Origin of the sequence: Sediminibacterium sp. KACHI17 (assembly GCF_040362915.1) — a bacterium.
Taxonomy (GTDB): domain Bacteria; phylum Bacteroidota; class Bacteroidia; order Chitinophagales; family Chitinophagaceae; genus Sediminibacterium.
This window is the reverse complement of the sequence record NZ_AP029612.1, coordinates 501,051-519,497: the sequence shown is the minus strand read 5'-3', so window position 1 is coordinate 519,497 and position 18,447 is coordinate 501,051. Positions and strand designations below refer to the sequence as shown.

The 18,447-nt window shown below is 40.7% G+C and carries 10 protein-coding genes and 2 tRNA genes; 2 read left to right on the top strand and 10 right to left on the bottom strand.

All coding sequences use genetic code 11. The features are described 5' to 3' along the window. Window positions 1-41: 41 nt before the first annotated feature. Window positions 42-1,199 carry a putative sugar nucleotidyl transferase gene (locus ABXG83_RS02150; RefSeq protein WP_353549852.1) on the bottom strand — a complete coding sequence of 386 codons (1,158 nt, stop codon included), beginning with the start codon at window positions 1,197-1,199 and terminating at the stop codon, window positions 42-44. Between the two features lie 125 nt (window positions 1,200-1,324). On the opposite strand from ABXG83_RS02150, the gene ABXG83_RS02145 reads away from it, so the two are divergent. Further along, window positions 1,325-1,756, top strand: coding sequence for an acetyltransferase (locus tag ABXG83_RS02145; protein WP_353549851.1), 432 nt, complete (start codon window positions 1,325-1,327; stop codon window positions 1,754-1,756). Window position 1,757: 1 nt separating this feature from the next. Here the strand turns inward: ABXG83_RS02145 and ABXG83_RS02140 are convergent, their stop codons facing one another. The 6 genes from ABXG83_RS02140 to ABXG83_RS02115 form a co-directional block, all read right to left on the bottom strand. Then, a complete protein-coding gene (locus ABXG83_RS02140; RefSeq protein ID WP_353549850.1) occupies window positions 1,758-2,345 on the bottom strand; it encodes a DUF1287 domain-containing protein in 588 nt (195 codons plus the stop codon). A 111-nt stretch (window positions 2,346-2,456) separates the two neighbouring features. Beyond that, window positions 2,457-2,543: transfer RNA gene (locus ABXG83_RS02135), tRNA-Leu, on the bottom strand. Between the two features lie 45 nt (window positions 2,544-2,588). After that, window positions 2,589-2,661: transfer RNA gene (locus ABXG83_RS02130), tRNA-Gly, on the bottom strand. Between the two features lie 74 nt (window positions 2,662-2,735). Beyond that, complete coding sequence (locus ABXG83_RS02125; protein WP_178889509.1) at window positions 2,736-2,939, bottom strand: hypothetical protein; 204 nt, start codon at window positions 2,937-2,939, stop codon at window positions 2,736-2,738. 40 nt (window positions 2,940-2,979) lie between these two features. Continuing rightward, entirely contained in the window at window positions 2,980-4,011 is a 1,032-nt protein-coding gene (locus tag ABXG83_RS02120) for a glycosyltransferase family 2 protein (RefSeq protein WP_353549849.1), read from the bottom strand. 186 nt (window positions 4,012-4,197) lie between these two features. Then, complete coding sequence (locus ABXG83_RS02115; RefSeq protein ID WP_353549848.1) at window positions 4,198-5,331, bottom strand: serine hydrolase; 1,134 nt, start codon at window positions 5,329-5,331, stop codon at window positions 4,198-4,200. A gap of 260 nt (window positions 5,332-5,591) precedes the next feature. On the opposite strand from ABXG83_RS02115, the gene rocD reads away from it, so the two are divergent. Continuing rightward, window positions 5,592-6,824, top strand: a complete 1,233-nt coding sequence (gene rocD, locus ABXG83_RS02110; RefSeq protein ID WP_353549847.1) for an ornithine--oxo-acid transaminase — start codon at window positions 5,592-5,594, stop codon at window positions 6,822-6,824. 130 nt (window positions 6,825-6,954) lie between these two features. Here rocD and ABXG83_RS02105 read toward each other — a convergent pair whose 3' ends face one another. The 3 genes from ABXG83_RS02105 to ABXG83_RS02095 all read right to left on the bottom strand — a co-directional run bounded on the left by ABXG83_RS02105 (window position 6,955) and on the right by ABXG83_RS02095 (window position 17,879). Beyond that, window positions 6,955-7,356, bottom strand: coding sequence for a hypothetical protein (locus tag ABXG83_RS02105; protein ID WP_353549846.1), 402 nt, complete (start codon window positions 7,354-7,356; stop codon window positions 6,955-6,957). 87 nt (window positions 7,357-7,443) lie between these two features. Beyond that, window positions 7,444-10,008 (bottom strand): Ig-like domain-containing protein, encoded by a 2,565-nt coding sequence (locus tag ABXG83_RS02100; RefSeq protein ID WP_353549845.1) that lies wholly within the window; start codon window positions 10,006-10,008, stop codon window positions 7,444-7,446. Between the two features lie 401 nt (window positions 10,009-10,409). Beyond that, window positions 10,410-17,879: a LamG-like jellyroll fold domain-containing protein gene (locus tag ABXG83_RS02095; RefSeq protein WP_353549844.1), complete on the bottom strand. Its 7,470-nt coding sequence runs from the start codon at window positions 17,877-17,879 to the stop codon at window positions 10,410-10,412. Window positions 17,880-18,447: the final 568 nt, after the last annotated feature.

Here is an 18,447-nt window from a genome sequence, read left to right as displayed (position 1 = left end):
GGCAATTAATTTGGCACTGAAGTCGCTGAACTACACTGAAATTATTTTGATGAGAGCGTGATGAGTATCTGCTTTTCTATTTCACCCAAAGATTGGTTTTTGAGTTTTTTCCAGTTATTGATATCCTCCAAAGCCTTATCCATCCTATATTTCACCCCCTTACACCCCCAACTGAAATCAGGAATGATATTCGGCAGTAGGCCTTCCCCAAATACATTGCAGGATACCCCAATTACTGATCCTGTATTGATGGAAGCGTTGATGGATGTTCTTGAATAATCACCCATGATCACTCCGCATTTGTAACCGGCCGGCAAATATGTCTGATCAGCCTCACTCCAAACTTTAACGACACCTGCTGTATTTTTTAGGTTACTATTGCTGGTACCTGCACCCCAATTACACCATTCACCGATCACCGCATCACCCATATAACCATCGTGCGCTTTATTGGAATAGCCGCTCATGATACTATTCTTGATCTCTCCTCCCCCCATACAATAGGGTCCAAGCGTTGTAGCACCATAAATGCGACTGTTCATTTTCAATACGGAATGATTACCCAAAGCAAAAGGTCCGCGTATTGAAGTTCCTTCCATGATGGTGGCATGTTTACCAATATAGATCGGGCCTGTTGATGCATTCAAGATAGCATATTCCACTACTGCACCCGATTCTATAAAAATATGTTCAGGATGTATACATCGATTGGTTGATGAAATAGCAGCGGATGTTTTACCATGCGTCAATACATCAAAATCAAAACGTAACATCCGATCATTCCAATGGATCATCTCCCATGGATAACGTATACGATCTGCAGTTGCATGATCATGTATGTTCTCAAAATATTGTAATGATTGGGCTGCATCAAACTCTTCAAAAGAAAGAGCTGTTTTACCAATGATCAATCCGTTTTCATCTGCCCAACAATCGTTCCGATCTAAGCTTTTTACTACATCTACCAATGCCCTATCGGGAATTACTGATGCATCTATCCAGATATGTTCACCTGCATCCGGATAACCATACAGATTTTGTAAATAATCTTCAGTATGCACAAAGACCTGCATACCCGTCAATAGTTCCCATCTCTCCACCATGGTCAGAATACCCATACGCAAAGCAGCCACAGCCTTGGTTTGCGTCAATGGCCATAAACGGTTTCTTTGGATATTATCAAATAGAATAATCGACATGTTACAAACTTAAAGCATTTGGAGGGAAAGAAGGTTGATAGATAACAGTTGATAGTTGACAGAAAGGCATAGACCTTTTTCACTAGCGCCTTGTTTAAAAGTTACCCATTACTTAATTTCATTGCATGATAATTGTTCCTGCTAAACCGTCGGACTATAAAGAGGTCACAGATGTATGGCAAGCATCAGTAAAAGCAACCCATCATTTTTTGCCTTCTGATTTTACAGAAAACTTAAGAGAACAAGTAGAGACTGTTTACCTCCCCATGGTGCAACTGTATTGCGCCAAAAATGAGGAAGACAAAATTCTTGGATTTCTGGGTGTTGCTGATCAAAAGATAGAAATGTTATTCTTAGATCCCAATATTCGTGGCAAAGGTCTTGGAAAACAATTAACTGAATTTGCTATTCAAACACTAAAAGTCAATGCAGTGGATGTCAACGAACAAAATGAGCAGGCGGTTGGATTTTATCTGAAAATGGGTTTCAAGCAAATAGGTAGAAGTGAGAAAGATGGACAAGGAAATGATTATCCGATCCTTCATTTGTCCTTATGATCTATCGTGCATATCGATAATGTCCGATCACCGGAAAATTGAATAATGCATCTTCAATCACTTGTCCATCTCCGATATTATGAATCACCAATGGTCTTTGTTGATCTTTTGATTTCTGATGTACTACCATCCCAATATGTTTTAATCCTCTTGGCAATTGCCAGCAGACAATATCTCCTGCATGGTAATCAGCCGCATTTCTTGAAATCGGCAATACAATTCCTTTACGTGAAAAGAAATACATAAGATTGGGCACTCTTCTGTGATCGATGTTACGATCTGTTGTTTTCAATCCCCAGTATTTTGGATAAAGATGAAAATTTCGACGCATGTCTTCATGTACCTCTTGCTGAAGATCGATACCCAATTTACGATAGGCCCGAATGATCACATCTGTGCAAACACCTTTATGGGAAGGTATATCTCCCATAGGATAAGGGATTTTGTAATAAGTCAGATCATATTGAACAAGGTATCCGGACAAAGTACTTGCAGAATCTGCCAACTTTTTGAAAAAGGGTATCTGCGTTTTTGCAGATGAACCAATCAAGAAAAAAATTAACAACAAAAGAATGGTTATTGCCCTCATGTTGTGTAGTTTCTCTTGAAATGCAGATCACTGAATTTTACATACCAGAGAATTGTTAAAAGTTGGGATATAGAGCGGAAATAAAAAAGCCACTCAAGTTGAGTGGCTTTGTGCCCCAGGCGGGAATCGAACCCGCACTCGCTTTTTCGGCGAACAGGATTTTAAGTCCTGCGTGTCTACCAGTTCCACCACCAGGGCAGGTGGTAAAAAAAATCCCGTCACGCATGACGGACGGGATTGCTGAGCGGAAGACCGGGCTCGAACCGGCCACCCCGACCTTGGCAAGGTCGTGCTCTACCAAATGAGCTACTTCCGCAATCGATATAAGAACTAAATCGGGAGTGCAAAAATAGGATTCTACAACTCCTGACAAAATTTTTTGTTGATTTTTTATTTGTATTCAGGCGTATACTTACTGCTGCTCTGTACTTCAACATCAGGTTTCCCTTTATAGCGTTGATTGTACAGACGATAACATCCACCCAATACAAAAGCAAGGATACAAAACACTTGCAGATAGAAAAGAAAACGTGATGAATTTACCCAGTTTCTGGTAAAGTCTTTTTCTTGTGCGGCTTGTTGTTCGTTCGACATAATTTTGAATTGCTGTGCAAAAATAAGGCAGTACAACTTATTATAAAATCTTTCTGCGAATAATTTCCTGAAAACGGGTGCGTTTGTTGATAAAATACTCCCAAACGATCGTTCCGGAATACACACCCTGTAAGCTTTTCATCGGTTTTTTGACATGTGTATTTTTTTCTGCTTTCCCCGTTAACCAGATCTTTATCACAGCCATATGTGCTTTCATGATCGCGGTAAAAAAAGACCGATCGCCCGTTAGGAGCCCCTTCCATGCCGAGATCGCATCCAATCCAAATCGTACCGGCAATTTCCAGAGTTTCTCACCAACAGGAAGATTCTTATTCAGCATCAGCAGGTTATTCCTGAAATTCAGAAAAACTTTTCTTCCCCCTCTCGGTAAAGTTCCCCCACCTACATGGTATACGACAGATTCGGGACAGCTCATAATGGTATACCCTGCCAGCTGCATTCGCCAGCACAGATCGATCTCTTCCTGATGGGCAAAAAAGCTACCGTCTAACCCTCCCATTTCATGATATACAGAAGCTCTAACAAACATAGCTGCTCCGGAAGCCCAAAACACAGGTTCGGGCTGGTTGTATTGCCCCTGATCGGGTTCGCAAACGTCAAATATCCTGCCTCTGGAAAAAGGATACCCTAAACTATCGATCCATCCACCTGATGCACCGGCATACTCAAAGAGATTGGGTTGATGGTAAGAAAGCAATTTTGGCTGACAAGCCGCGATCTTGACATCTGTTTCCATCAGTGCAATGATGGGTTCGATCCAACCCGGCGTGACGGCCACATCGGAATTAAGCAGTACATAGTAATCGGCTTTTACATGCTTCAAAGCCCAATTATAACCTCCCGCAAAACCTTCATTGGTAAGATTATATAAGCATTCGACTGAAGGAAATAAGTTTTTGACTAAATCCATCGATCCATCTGTAGAAGCATTGTCTGCGACGACCACGGATCGATTGGTATAGGTAGATGCGATCACCGTCGGAAGAAAAGTTTCTAAATGCTTTTTTCCATTGTAATTCAAAATAACGATCGCAACGTGAGGAAGTGCCAAGTATTGATGTTTGGATGCGAAAATAGAGTGAAATGGTGAATCGTCAATTGTCAATTGTCAATGGGTATATTCGAGTGAGGAGTCAGTAGTGAATGGTGAGTACAAATTATAAGGGTGCTAAAAACCATGCTGATAGCTGACTAAGTACCATTCTCAATTGACAATTGACAATTCACAATTGACGATTCACCCCTTCCCCCAATCAATCAACCCTCTCACCTCTTTCGGTACCGTTCTTTCGCGGATCTTAGAGGTCTTTTCGCCTAGGCGTACGATGATGGTTTGTTTGGATGGGATCACAATGATGTATTGTCCGAGAATACCTCTGGCATAGAATATTTCAGGATTTACCGGATCGATCCACCATTGGTATCCATAATAATCACATGCTGCGCCTTTCAGGTCTGTGATGCCACAGGGTTTAATGGAATTGGCCCAATAAGTACTATCGATCACTGTCGTTCCATTCCATTTTCCACTATCCAACATAAGCTTACCAATACGGGCAAAATCACGTGTATTGGAATTAAAACAGCAATAGGCTTTTATGTGTCCGTTTTCTTGATCCGTACTCCACAATGCCGGGTGCTCCGCTCCCAGGGGTTTCCATAATTTTTCAGCTGCATAATCACTTAGACTTTGACCGGTGGCTTTTTCCAATATCAATCCCAACAATTGCGTATCTCCACTTTTATAGGAATGAAGTGTACCTGGTTTGTCTTTCATTTTCACACCTGTTGCTGTTGCATATACATCGGTTCCGTAATAAGCTTCAGAAGTGACCGAAAATAAATTCCAGTATGATTCATTCCAATCCGTTCCACTGCTCATGGTCAACAGATCAATGATACGTACTGCGGATTTTTCGCCTTCTTTGAATTCGGGAAGATAAGTGCCCACTGTTTCTTCCAATGATTTGATCTTTCCTTCTTTCAGGGCTACGCCGATCAATAGACTAGTGATACTTTTTGCCATGGAGAATGATCCCGATCTGGAACTATCATTATATCCTTTCCAATACTTTTCAAAGACCACTTCATTGTTTCGGATCATGAGCAATCCTACAGTACTCAATTCTTCCAATAAAGTATTCAGTGAATCAGGGTATGGGATCTGATTGTAATTAGCGGCATTTTTCCAGGGCTGAGGCGTAGAAACGGCTACCGTATTATTGGTAAACTTCTCGTAATCATCAATATTGGCAAAATTGTAGCGAACGGCGGTAAAGAGATAGGTCTTACCGGAAATGAACGCATAAGCACTGAAACTCAGGATGATCAATACTATCGTCCAGAGTAAGCCGCGGAAGAATTTTTTCATAGCGAATTAGTTATCCCATGAAATTAAGTTTTTTGCCACAGAGGACACTGATAGGCACTGAAATATTTTGACCTACTATGAAAGAAGGGAGCTTGACAGAATCGCAGAAATAACTGTATCTTGCACCTAGAAAACAATTTATGCACTTCCTGCACCTTAATTTAGACTTCCTCGATCATCCTTGTTGCTAAGGATTTTTCTGCTTTGTTTTCATGCCTTCCATTGAAGGTGGTCTATTTATTTTATTTCAAATAATCGTCATGCTTACACAATCAGTATCAGCGAATACAGCTGCGTATTTGCAGTTGGAAGAACAATATGGTGCACATAATTATCATCCTTTACCCGTAGTACTTGAAAAGGGCGCCGGAGTTTTTTTATGGGATGTTGATGGAAAGAGATATTATGATTTTCTAAGTGGCTACTCGGCCGTGAACCAGGGTCATTGTCATCCAAAGATCATTGCCAGTCTTATTGAACAGGCGCAAAAACTTACCCTCACTTCCCGTGCTTTTCATAACAATCTGTTAGGTGAATATGCAAAGTTCATCACAGCATATTTTGGATATGAGAAAGTACTTCCTATGAATACCGGTGTAGAAGGTGGAGAAACTGCTATCAAACTCGCACGCAGATGGGCCTATACAAAAAAAGGCGTCGCTGAAAATAAAGCGAAGATCATTTTTGCAGAAGGCAATTTCTGGGGAAGAACATTGGCTGCTATTTCGTCTTCAAACGACCCTAGTAGTTACAAAGGTTTTGGTCCGTATATGCCCGGATTTGAATTAGTACCTTACAATAACATCATTGCACTTGAACAGGCATTCCAAGATAAAAATGTGGCAGCCTTTATGGTAGAGCCCATTCAGGGGGAAGCTGGTGTGGTAGTACCAGATGAAGGTTACCTTACAAAAGTTAGAGAGCTTTGTACTGCCTATAATGTATTATTTATAGCAGATGAAATTCAAACCGGATTAGCCCGTACCGGTAAAATGCTTGCGTGTGATCATGAAAATGTAAAGCCTGATATTCTGATATTAGGAAAAGCACTTAGTGGTGGTGTATTACCTGTTTCTGCCGTGCTAGCGAATGATGATGTGATGATGAATATCAAACCAGGAGAACATGGATCGACCTATGGAGGAAATCCACTGGCTTGTGCAGTTGCCACTACTGCACTAACAGTACTCAAGGACGAGCGAATGGCCGAAAATGCAGCAGATATGGGTGCATTATTGAGAACAGAACTTGCAGCGCTTCAATCGCCATTTATTGAAACCATTCGTGGTAAAGGATTATTGAATGCGATTGTGATCAAACATAGCAATCCGGAAGCGGCCTGGGATCTTTGTATCGAGCTAAAAGAAAACGGACTCTTAGCCAAACCAACCCATGGCGATAAAATTCGTTTCGCCCCACCCCTGCTGATCACGAAAGATCAGATCATAGAATGTGTAGACATCATTGACAGATCATTGAGAAAACTAGGATGATAACATAAAGAAATAAGAAACAAGAAACAAGAAATAAGAAACTGATCTTCATTACTTCCTTATTTCTTGTTTCTTGTTTCTTATTTCTTATTTCTTATTTCTTATTTCTTATTTCTTATTTCTCAATTTCTTATTCCCCTTCTTCTCTCTTCACCACCGGCATCTTTGGGAACAGTACCATGATTTGAATGATAATGGCACAAGCAAGTATACCATACAATGCCGGTTGTTTTACCGGACATTCTCCGAACATACAACTTGAAACCAGTACATAGTTACGAATAGCCCAGGCCAGATTAATAGCTCCTATAAAAACATTGGTTCGTTTGGTCCAGATACGCGGTATCGCAAAGAACAAGATGGCGGCTGTACAAAAGAAAACATGAAATAGTCCGGGTCTTCCAAAGCTTGTACCCTCTGCGGCAAATCCGGAAATCGTCAACCCCTTACTTTCAATGATTGTCCAGGGTAAAAAACAAAGTCCCAACAATACTAATGCCGCTGCAATGCCTATCTGCTGTGAATATTTCATGATCAATGATTATGCTGCGAAGCTAAAGAATTTTGAGAACCTGTAGAGAAAGAAGACATAACTCCCAAAAACACCTGTTTGTTGAAATCAATACACTGCAGCGGTATGAGAATTTGTGCGGACAGGTACACCTAATTTCAGCAGTGATACCACCATTCTTTGAGCACCCTGTGTATATTCAACGAAGTATTGTCCTGCGGTATAGGTTTGCCCGAATTGAATAGTGCTATTCGCTTGTAGTTGATTTTTCTGCTCGATCAATCTGCCCTGCACATCTACCACTTTCATGGTAATAGGTAATTGTGAGGTTTTGCTGTTCAGTTGAACAGTAAAAAATTGTGTAGCAGGATTTCCGATCACTTTGATATTGAACTGCTGATCATTGGTAATTACTGAAGTAGTGTTAAGAATCATTACTTTGAAAGGAACACGTTGACTGGCAACCCCGTTTACAACCTGCGCCACCCAAATAGTTTGAGTACCGATTTTATTGAGCACTGCAGGCTGAATAGGCAATTGATTTGCTTCTGCAGAAGCATAAAATTGAAGAGCAGCACCCGGTAAGGCTGTCACTTGCTGTTCAACATTGATAGTGTTTCCATATTTTCTCAGATCATATGATGCATCTTTCACAATAGGTACTTGCGGTTGAACCAAGATGGCCGCAGTACCTTTAGCTACACAACCCGAAGCTTGCATCTTCTGATACTGTACTTCCGCAACGCCTGGTTGCAACCCTTTGATATATCCTGCTGCATCAATATCCAGATAATTATTCTGTTCTGATCTCCATACTCCACCTACTGTCTCTGGAATTAAACGGATCGTTTGTCCTGTCACCACTTTTTTATACCCATGAATCTCAATAGGCGCAGGTGCTGCCGCTACTTCGAACTGTGTTTGTGCAGTTGCTATACATCCATTTTCCTGTAACGTATATTGAACTGTTACGACACCGGCATTTTTTCCATACAGTGTATGTTGACGAATGGTCGCGATTGAGCTATCATTTACCGACCAAAAACCATTTCCCATCATCGGTCTGAGATCAATGCTACTGCCTTCACAAAGTTGTGAACTTTGTGCAAACGCCGCAGAAGACTGTTGTACCAATAATGGGGCCATTTCAATTTTAGGCAACTGAGGTATTGGCGTAATCTGTATGTCAGTATGAACTATTGCTTCACAGCCTTCATTAGATTTTACCTGATACGCAACCGTAAGTTTTCCGGCAGCCAATGTTTTCAATGTTCCTTGTTGATCAATCGTTGCAATTGTCGGATCACTTACAGACCAGTGACCTCCTGAATAGCTGTTTTTTAATTGATATTCACTACCGCTACAAAAATTTGAAGCAGTTTCAATAGGGGCTACAACAGGACTTTCATGGATATTCAGTTCATTCAGTTTTTCTGAATGTCCGTCTCTGTAAAACAATTCAACTTCATAAATACCGGGGCGTGTAGCTTTAAAGGAAAACTGATAACTGATCGGTGCTTCAGGATTACGAAAAAGTTGAACGCGATGATTGTATTGATCTGCTACATAGATATTTTCATCTCTGTCAATAAATAATCCATAAGGATATGAGAACTGATTCATCCCCTTTCCTAATCCATTACCTCCTGCAACTGTTACTCCTTGTTTCGCACCTTTATTCCAACGTTGGATGCGCTGATTGGTTTCATCAGCTATAAAAAGGTCACCATTTTCATTGATGGCAATATCGGTTGGAAAGTATAACTGATCAGCTGCTGATCCTCGCTTGCCTCCTGCTACAGTGATCCCTTCCACTGCACCTTTCATCCATAGTTGAATACGATCATTTGCTGCATCAGCGATATACAGATTACCTGCTACATCTGCTTTCACACTGCTTGGATACCTGAGTTGATCAGCCTTGCTACCTGCTTGCTTTCCACCTGCAACAGTAATCCCCTCAGCAGCTCCGGGCGCCCATTTTTGTATACGATGATTATAATTATCGGCTACATAGATATTACCATCAGCATCTAAACAAATACCGAAAGGCATATTGAATTGATTGGCTTTATTACCTCTGCCATTACCCCCGGCAACAGTAATACCATAGGCATTAGAAGGTGTAAACTTCTGGATACGCTGATTCGCAGCATCAGAGACATATAGATTCCCTTCTTTATCAACTGCTACTCCCATTGGATAATCCAATTGATCAGGAGCATCCCCTTGTCCACGACCACCCGCAACAGTAATTCCCTGTTTCGCACCGGGCATCCATTTTTGAACACGATGATTGAACTGATCAGCGATATAAATATTTCCGGCAGCATCTACAGCAATGCCGCTTGGATAACGAAATTCATCATCATTGGTTCCTTCTACGGCAGTTCCTGCAACAGTTTGTATCAACGAAGGGGTGTAACTGTTTTTAAGTGATTGACCATTATACTTCCATAATAGTTTCTCTACTTTAGGAGAAACGCCACTGATTTCAATATCTGCATTTTGACAAAAAGAAGAAGCGGTAAAACTGAGACTTTTTTTTGCGTTGATAATGGTCAGTGTAGAGTCAGCAGAAGCGCCATTCGAAATCAGCAACAACAGCAAAATGAACAGGCTTTTGCTGACCTGAGTTGCGATTTGATAGATGATTTGGCGCTGCAGTTGCATGGAGTGAAATCACTTTGATTTGATGGTACAAAGTGACTCCAATGCAGCCCCGTGGCAAATAACGGTAATGATGAAAATAAGGTAGTGTCGGTTGTCTGAATGGTAGCAACGCAACTACAAACGCAGATATATAATCTGTTATATGAACCTCTTCATTTATATCAACAAAAAAAAGGCGGATGGACTTTGTAGAAACCTACCTAATAAAATAAGGGGTTTGAGCAATCACTACAAAGGGCTTGTACAGATTTCACTACAAAGCTCAACCGATTCCCCGGATTCACTTGTAGTACCAATGCTACTGTCTGAAAAAGAAAAAGAGCCATTCCATTGGAACTGCTCTTCTCTTTTGGGTTTTCCCGGATAAGGGGTTTTCTATAGGTTGGGGTTACGAAAACGTTTTATCTGACCTTGATCAACTGAATTACTTTTCTTCTGGTGCCTTGCTGGAATTCTGCATAGTAAGTACCTGATCCCAAATTATGTCCGATCTGAATGGTACTATTAGGCAACTGATTTGCCTTTGACTCTAATGGACGACCATTGATATCAAATACACGAACCTGAACAGGCAACTCATACTTGCTTTCCATTTTGATGGTAAAGAAGGTACGACTTGGATTACCCATTACTTTAATCTCTAGGTCTGATTCACTACTGATCTGTGGTACCAGTTTTTTCACAACAGGACTTGCTGATTCTTCAGTAGTAGCAGTTGCAGTAGATACATTTGGATTTGTGCTTACCACAATGGTTTCTGTACAACCTTGTTGATCACATGATCCTAGCTTATCACCCGGATGGTTTCTCAAATGAGACTCAACCGCATTGATACTGATTCTGAGCGTTTGAGGATTATTTGAATTTCCAGGAGGCACATGACAGAGATACACTTTTGGACTATCATCATCTTCATCATCATCGTCGTCATCATGATCATGCTTGTAAGATTTGTTCTTACAATCCTTGCTGTTATGCGACTTATGATCGCAGTCAGCATGATACTTATGATCTTTATGCTTACAGTCTTTGCTGCTATGTGATTTATGATCACAATCATCATCGTCATCGTCGTCATCATATTTATCATATTTATCACGACTGTATTTGGAAGATTTGTTTTTACAATCTTTACTGCTATGCGACTTATGATCACAGTCAGAATGATACTTATGATCCTTATGTTTACAATCTTTGCTACTATGTGATTTGTGATCACAGTCATCATCATCATCGTCATCATCACCACCTTTCACTCTGATATCTTTCACACAAATGGTCACTCTGCTGATAGATACACAACCTGCCTGAGTTCTGACACGAACTTCAAACGTGTAAGTACCGGCTTGGGTTGGAGCAAATACAGGCTGACTGCTTGTTGTGCTGCTTAAAGAACCATTACCTGAAACAACTGTCCAGTTATAAGTATATGAAGTACCACCTGTAGCATTCACTCGCAGTGTTACTCTTTGTGGTCCATAACCCAGATAGATATTCGTTGGTATACCACCGGTATATGTATTATTCTCAGGGATCGCGGTGATACTGCTTGAGCAATTTGTCAAGGCAACAACAGTTACAGTTTGAGTTGCAGTATTTCTATTTCCGGCAGCGTCTACAGCTGTCCAGGTAACTATCGTTACACCTAATGGGAATGTTGTTGGCGCGTTATTGGTTACCGTTGGAACACCACAATTATCAGAAGCGATTGGTGTACCTAAGTTAACAGCCGTTCCAAATGTTACACTGATATTGGCAGGTGCAGTAATAGATGGAATTTGGTTATCAGTTACTGTTACAGTGAAGCTGCGTGATGAACTGTTTCCACTCGCATCCGTTGCAGTAACGGTAACAGTGGTTATTCCTACTGAGAATACAGTTCCGGAAGCTTTACTATATGTGTATGTGATCGGGCTACCACAGTTATCAGTTGCTGTCACAGTGTAGTTAACAATAGCTCCACAAGTTCCCGCTGCACTGTTGGTTGCAATGTTTATAGGTTGAGTTATTTGCGGTGCCTGTGTATCTACTACAGTAATAGCTTGGCTAGCTGATACCTGATTACCCGAAGCATCTCTTGCAGACCATGTTCTGGTAATTACATAATTATAGAAAGAAGCCTGTGCAGGATTGCTTCCTTTGGTTGATGTTTCAGTGAAAATCACTGTAACAGATGGATCATAATTGTCGGATGCTGTTACGTTGGCAACTGCAGGAATAGATCCGCAACTTACTGTCACGTTTGCAGGAACACCACTGAGTACAGGAGCAATGCCATCACGAACTGTTACAGACTGATTCACTTTATTTGTGTTTCCTGCCGCATCTGTTGCAGTCCAGGTAACCACTGTGATACCAATTGGGAAGCTAGATGGTGCATTGTTGGTAATACTGATCACCCCGCAATTATCAGTTGCTGTTGCATTGCCCAAATTAATGGCTGCTCCAAATACAACATCAATATTAGCTGGTGCGGTGATCACCGGCGCTTGGTTATCACGAACTGTTACAGTAAAGCTTGAAGAAGAACTATTACCACTTGCATCTGTTGCAGTTACTTCCACAGTGGTCACACCAACAGGGAATACAGTACCAGATGCTTTACTGTATGTATATGTGATCGGACTACCACAAAGATCAGAAGCAGTAACCGTGAAGTTGACAGTAGCTCCACAAATTCCTGAAGCACTGTTCGCCTCTATATTTACCGGCTGATTGATCACCGGTCCTTGGTTATCTACTACAGTGATCACCTGAGATGCAGATACTTGGTTCAGACCTGCATCAGTTGCTGTCCAGGTTCTAGTTATGGTATAGTTATAGAATGAAGCTTGTGTTGGATCAGTGCCTTTAGTTGATGATTCAGTAAATGACACTGAGATATTCTGATCGTAGTTATCTGAAGCGGTCACTGTTGCAACAGCTGGAATTGAACCACAGGTTACGGTTGTATTTGCCGGAACCTCACTTAATACAGGAGCTGTTTTATCACGAACGATAACAAGCTGTACAGTGGTATTCTCATTTCCAGCAGCATCAATAGCTGTCCAAACAATTGTTGTAGTACCGATCGGATAAATAGTGCTACTTGAGTTATTAGTCAAAGAAACTACCTGAACATTGTCTGTTGCACTTGGTGTACCTAAAGAAGATACAATAGCTGTATTAGAACCACTTGGAGCATCTACTACGATATTAGCCACTCCTGAGATCAAAGGCTTCTCAGTATCTTTTACAGTAATGATCTGAATTGCACTAGCAGTATTTCCAAAAGCATCTGTGATGGTCCAAAGAACCTGGTTCTGACCTAATTGATATACTGACGGAGCATTGTTCGTTATTTGTACCGCCATTCCACTGTTATCGGATCCACTTGCATTACCAAGATCTACTCCGGTAGCAAAGTTTGCACCTGTATTGGTACTTACAATTTTATTGCTTGGCGCGATCAGGACTGGCGCTTCTTTATCTTGTACAATAACCTGTTGTGTTGCCGTTGTTTTATTTCCTGCAGCATCAATAGCTGTCCATGTAACCGTTGTAGAACCGATCGGGAATTGACCAGGTGCATCATTAGAGATGTTTGCGAAACCGCTGTTATCGGTTGCACTAGCATTTCCTAAAGCAACATTTGTAGCATAAGCCTGACTATTATTTGTAACGGTAGTTACAGATGACGGAACAACCAACACCGGCGGTTCAACATCTTTTACAGTCACAACTTGTGTAGCAGTAGTAGCGTTACCGGCTGCATCAGTTGCTGTCCAGGTAACCGTTGTATTACCGATCGGGAATTGAGCTGGTGCATTATTGGTAATCGAAACACCTGATGCAGAATTATCACTCACAGTTGCGTTACCCAAATTCACGTTTGTAGCGAATGCGCTACCCGCATCTGTATTTACAGTAATATTTGCCGGAGCAGTGATAGCAGGCGCCTGATTATCAAATACGCTAACAGTAAAGCTGGTATTCGCCGTATTACCGATCACATCTCTTGCTGTCACCTGTACAGTCGTTACACCGATCTGGAAGAATGAACCCGATAAGATATTATAGGTATATGTAACCGGACTTCCACATGCATCGATCGCAGACACATTATAAGTTACATTGGCGCCAGCTGCATTATTAGCTGCTGCAATATTGATATTATTGATAGTTCCGAATACCGGAGCCTGATTATCTACTACGGTAATCGTTCTTGAAACAGTAGATGTATTGTTTGAACCATCTGTCGCAGACCAAGTTCTTGTAATGGTATAATTGTAATAGGCTGCATTATAAATATCAGCGCTACGTGTACTGCTTTCTGTAAATGTTACAGAACCAGTTCCATCTACATCATCTGTTGCTGTAACAACTGGTACCGCAGGAACTGCAGAACAATTAACGGTAACATTAGAAGGTAAATTATTTAAAACCGGTGGAGTTACATCATTTCTAACGACAACAACTTGCTGTGTTTGAGTAGCAGTATTGCCATTACCATCATTGTACGTCCATACGATCGTATAAGTACCACTTTGCGTGAAGGTAAGCGGACTATTTGTGGTAGCCGTAACCGTACCTCTACAGTTATCCGAAGCAGTTGGATAATTAGTGATAGTAACCGGTGCCGACAAATTCAATGTTGGTAATGAAACAACATTTGGAGATGGAGGCACATTATCAACAACAGTTACAGAAATAGGCGCTGAAATTTGAACATTACCATCAACAGTTACACCCACTGAATATGCACCAGTAGCACCAGCCTGATAAGTAGATGAATTCGCACCTGTGATAGGCTCATCATTCAAATACCACTGATATGCTGTTCCTACAGAGGCAATCGATAATGTAACTTTTGAAGAAGGACAAATCGTTGTATTACCACTGGCTTGAATAGCAGGCAATGGTGTAACAGTTAATCTAACACTCTTATAGATCTTACAATTCACAAATGGAACACCTACAGTATAGATACCGGTATTTACAGATTGTGCATTATAAACAATCGGACTTGGAGAATTGGATTCAAATGAACTTGGACCGGTCCACTCGTAAGCTGTACCGCCATTCGCAAATAAACGAATCGTGCTACCGATTCCGAAAACACTACCGTTTGCCTGAGCAGTTACCGGTGGTTCCGCATAAGTGCTGCAAGTACCGTTCACTTTAAAATCACTCCAGTTGGATGCAGTTCCATCTTGTGCAACATTCACCAGTGATAAATGACGATTATTACCACCCGCATCGATCACAGATGTTTCAGCGTTAGCAACATTAGCCCAACCCTGATTGAATTTGTAGTAAGCAACCAATCCGCTTTGTGAAGGTTGTAACTCACAGTTCATATTATTAATGATCTCACACTGATTCAATGCTCTGTTCCAAACTTTAGCTTCTTCTAATTTACCACGATAGAACTCAGTAAATCCAGGCTGGTTTCCGATCACAAATAAATTAGGATTGATGGTTGTGTTTAAGTCGGCCGGAGGAATTGTGGTAATGGTACCTGTAGCTTCCTGAGTAGCTTTCAATACTCCATCCACATAAATACGCATATTAAACCCATCATAGGTTGCAGCTACATGGTGCCATTGGTTTAGACCATTGAACTCAGGAGCTGTCAATTTCTTCCACTCACCATTGATATGCAGATAGAAGATCACTGATTTCCAACCATCATCAGTTCTTGGGAAAATATATCCGTAGTTATGAGCACGAGAAGAATTACCCATTACACTTTGGATATTTCTTTGACCATCGGTTGGATATACCCAACTTTCAAGTGTGATCTGATTCTGTATTTTAAATGCATCATTGCTTGGATGCGTAAGCATATCATCCACCCCATCTAATGTAATGGATCCTCCTTTATTAGCTATGACAACTTTAACGCTAGCAAGTGGATTACATCCATTGACTTCTGCAGTAACAACATAAGTTCCTCCATTAACAATCTGAGCATTGGTCAATGTAGGATTTTGTTGATTCGAAGTAAAATTATTTGGACCAGTCCATGAGTATGAAGAAGCACCATCTGTGTTTGCTGTCAGCTGTATTGTACTGCCTACTTCTAAAACAGATCCATTAGCAGCGGCTGTGATCGTAGGCGCTGTGAATGGCGCACAGGTATTATCATTGGTTAATTTACCTGCTGTGAAATTTGAAGTATTGCTAAGCAGCGTGAAATTAGTCAATGATCCATTGTTATTGTTACCACTCGCATCAGTAACCTGAGTAATAGCGGTATTATTAACAGACTCAAGTCCTTGGTCGAACTGATAATACACCTGAAGCCCTGTTTGTGGCATCGGTAATTCACAGTTCATATTATTGGTGATCTCACAAAGATCAAGCGCACGGTTCCAGATACGAACCTCATCCAAATTACCCTGATAAAATTCTGTATAACCAGATTGGTTACCAATAGAGATCGGATTTGTATTGCGAGACAACTGACCAACAAATTCTTCTGTTGCAGACAATACACCATTCACATAAATACGCAACTTGAATCCATCATATGTTGCTGCCACATGATGCCATGTATTGATCTGAGGTTGTCCATTCACTAATGGATAAGGAGCTCTTGCGATCTTCCACCCTTGCCCCTCTAAGTGAACATAAAAAGAGATCGATCTCCATCCATCATCTGTACGAGGGAATACATAACCCTGTGTAGCAAAAGATGATTTATTAACAACGGTTTGAATCGGCGTGTTACGGTCAGTTGGACGAATCCATGCTTCAATGGTTAATCCTGTACCAGTATTCAGTGAAGGATTATCCGCAATTGTGACAACATCATTGATACCATCAAAATGTAATCCACGTCCGGTTCTTGTACTTACTTGAATCGTTACATTTTGTTTCACCACACAACCGTTCGCTGTTGTAATCGCAACTGTATAAGTACCGGCATTACCACTCGCAGATCTAGTCGGTGAAGCCAAGGTAGAAGTGAATCCATTTGGTCCGGTCCAGCTGTAGGAAACACCACCCGTTGCATTGAATTGGATGGTCTCAGTATTCAGATAAGACAATTTATCACTGCTGGCTGATGTTACCGGAGGTGTAAATACAGAACAGGTACCTGTTGCGATACCTTCAATCCAGTTGGAAGTCAATCCTAATAATCCAAAATTATTTAAAGTAGCATTCGCTCTTCCTGCAATTGAGTTGGTTACGCTTGTAAGCAGAGAATTCAATAACCCTGCTGAACCCTGGTTCAGCTTAAAATAAGAAACCAGCCCAGTTTGTCCACCGGCTGCTACTTCACAAGTCAAGTTATTTTGAATCTCACACTGAACCAGTGCTCTTCTCCAGATTCTGATCTCATCGATACTTCCTGCGAAGTATTCAGATGAAGTGCCTTCAAATCCATTGTGGTATCCTACTGTTAATGGATTGGTGTTAACCGTAATCGTTCCTGTAACTGCCAACTCCCCTGCCGGACTTCCATTAATATAGATTCTCATGAATGCACCATCATAGGTTGCAGCTACATGTGTCCATGAACTTTTATAAGCTGTATAAGGAACTTCTAATTTTCTCCAACCTAGCGCATTGAAGTTGATGTAAAAAACAAGCTTATTCCAATTGTCATCGGTTCTTGGAAAAATATACCCTGTATTCTGACTGATAGAAGATTTTGAGATAACCGATTGAACGTTTCGAGTATTGGTAAGATCAGGCTTGATCCAAGATTCAATAGTGATCTGGGTGTTTAGATTCAATGCTGTATCAGTGCCTACGACCATCTGATCATTGACGCCATCAAAACTTAAAGCATTGGTTTGCGCTTTAGTTGCTGAAATAATAAACAGCAAAAGCACACTCAGTACTGAAGACAATAACAATTTTCTCGTAGAAAAAGCCATGATTCTAGTTGTTGCAATGATGCTAATCCAAACATTTGTTTGGGGCACATAGGAAAGGATTCAAATAGGATGCAGTACTACTGCGTGGATATGAACTTTAAAAAGTTTCGATAGGATGTTGAAGGTTTTGCGCTTAACAGATCGCCTGGGGGAAACAAAATAATCTGTTAATGATTCATCAAAACTAAATGATGAATGCTAAACATCAAAGGAAAAATGCGGATTTTATTATACACAAATGCTTTTTTTATTATATAAGTGATCCGATATGATAGATCACTACCGCATAGAGATAAACATATATATAATAAACACATTCGTAATAATATGATATAAAGCTTTTTATTAAAAATAAAACGAAATCATCAGCATGACGATTTACTATCATTTTTGAGAGATTATAAAACGATTAAAATTTAAATTTGATGCAAAAAGAGATCTCGAAGGAGTTAAAAATTTATTCTGACTCACGTGTTTTTCACGGACGCCAACGGGAAAAAAAACGAAAGCAAAGTGGAAGATCACTACAATTGATTATCAATAACTTATAAAAAAAGGGATCAGGTGA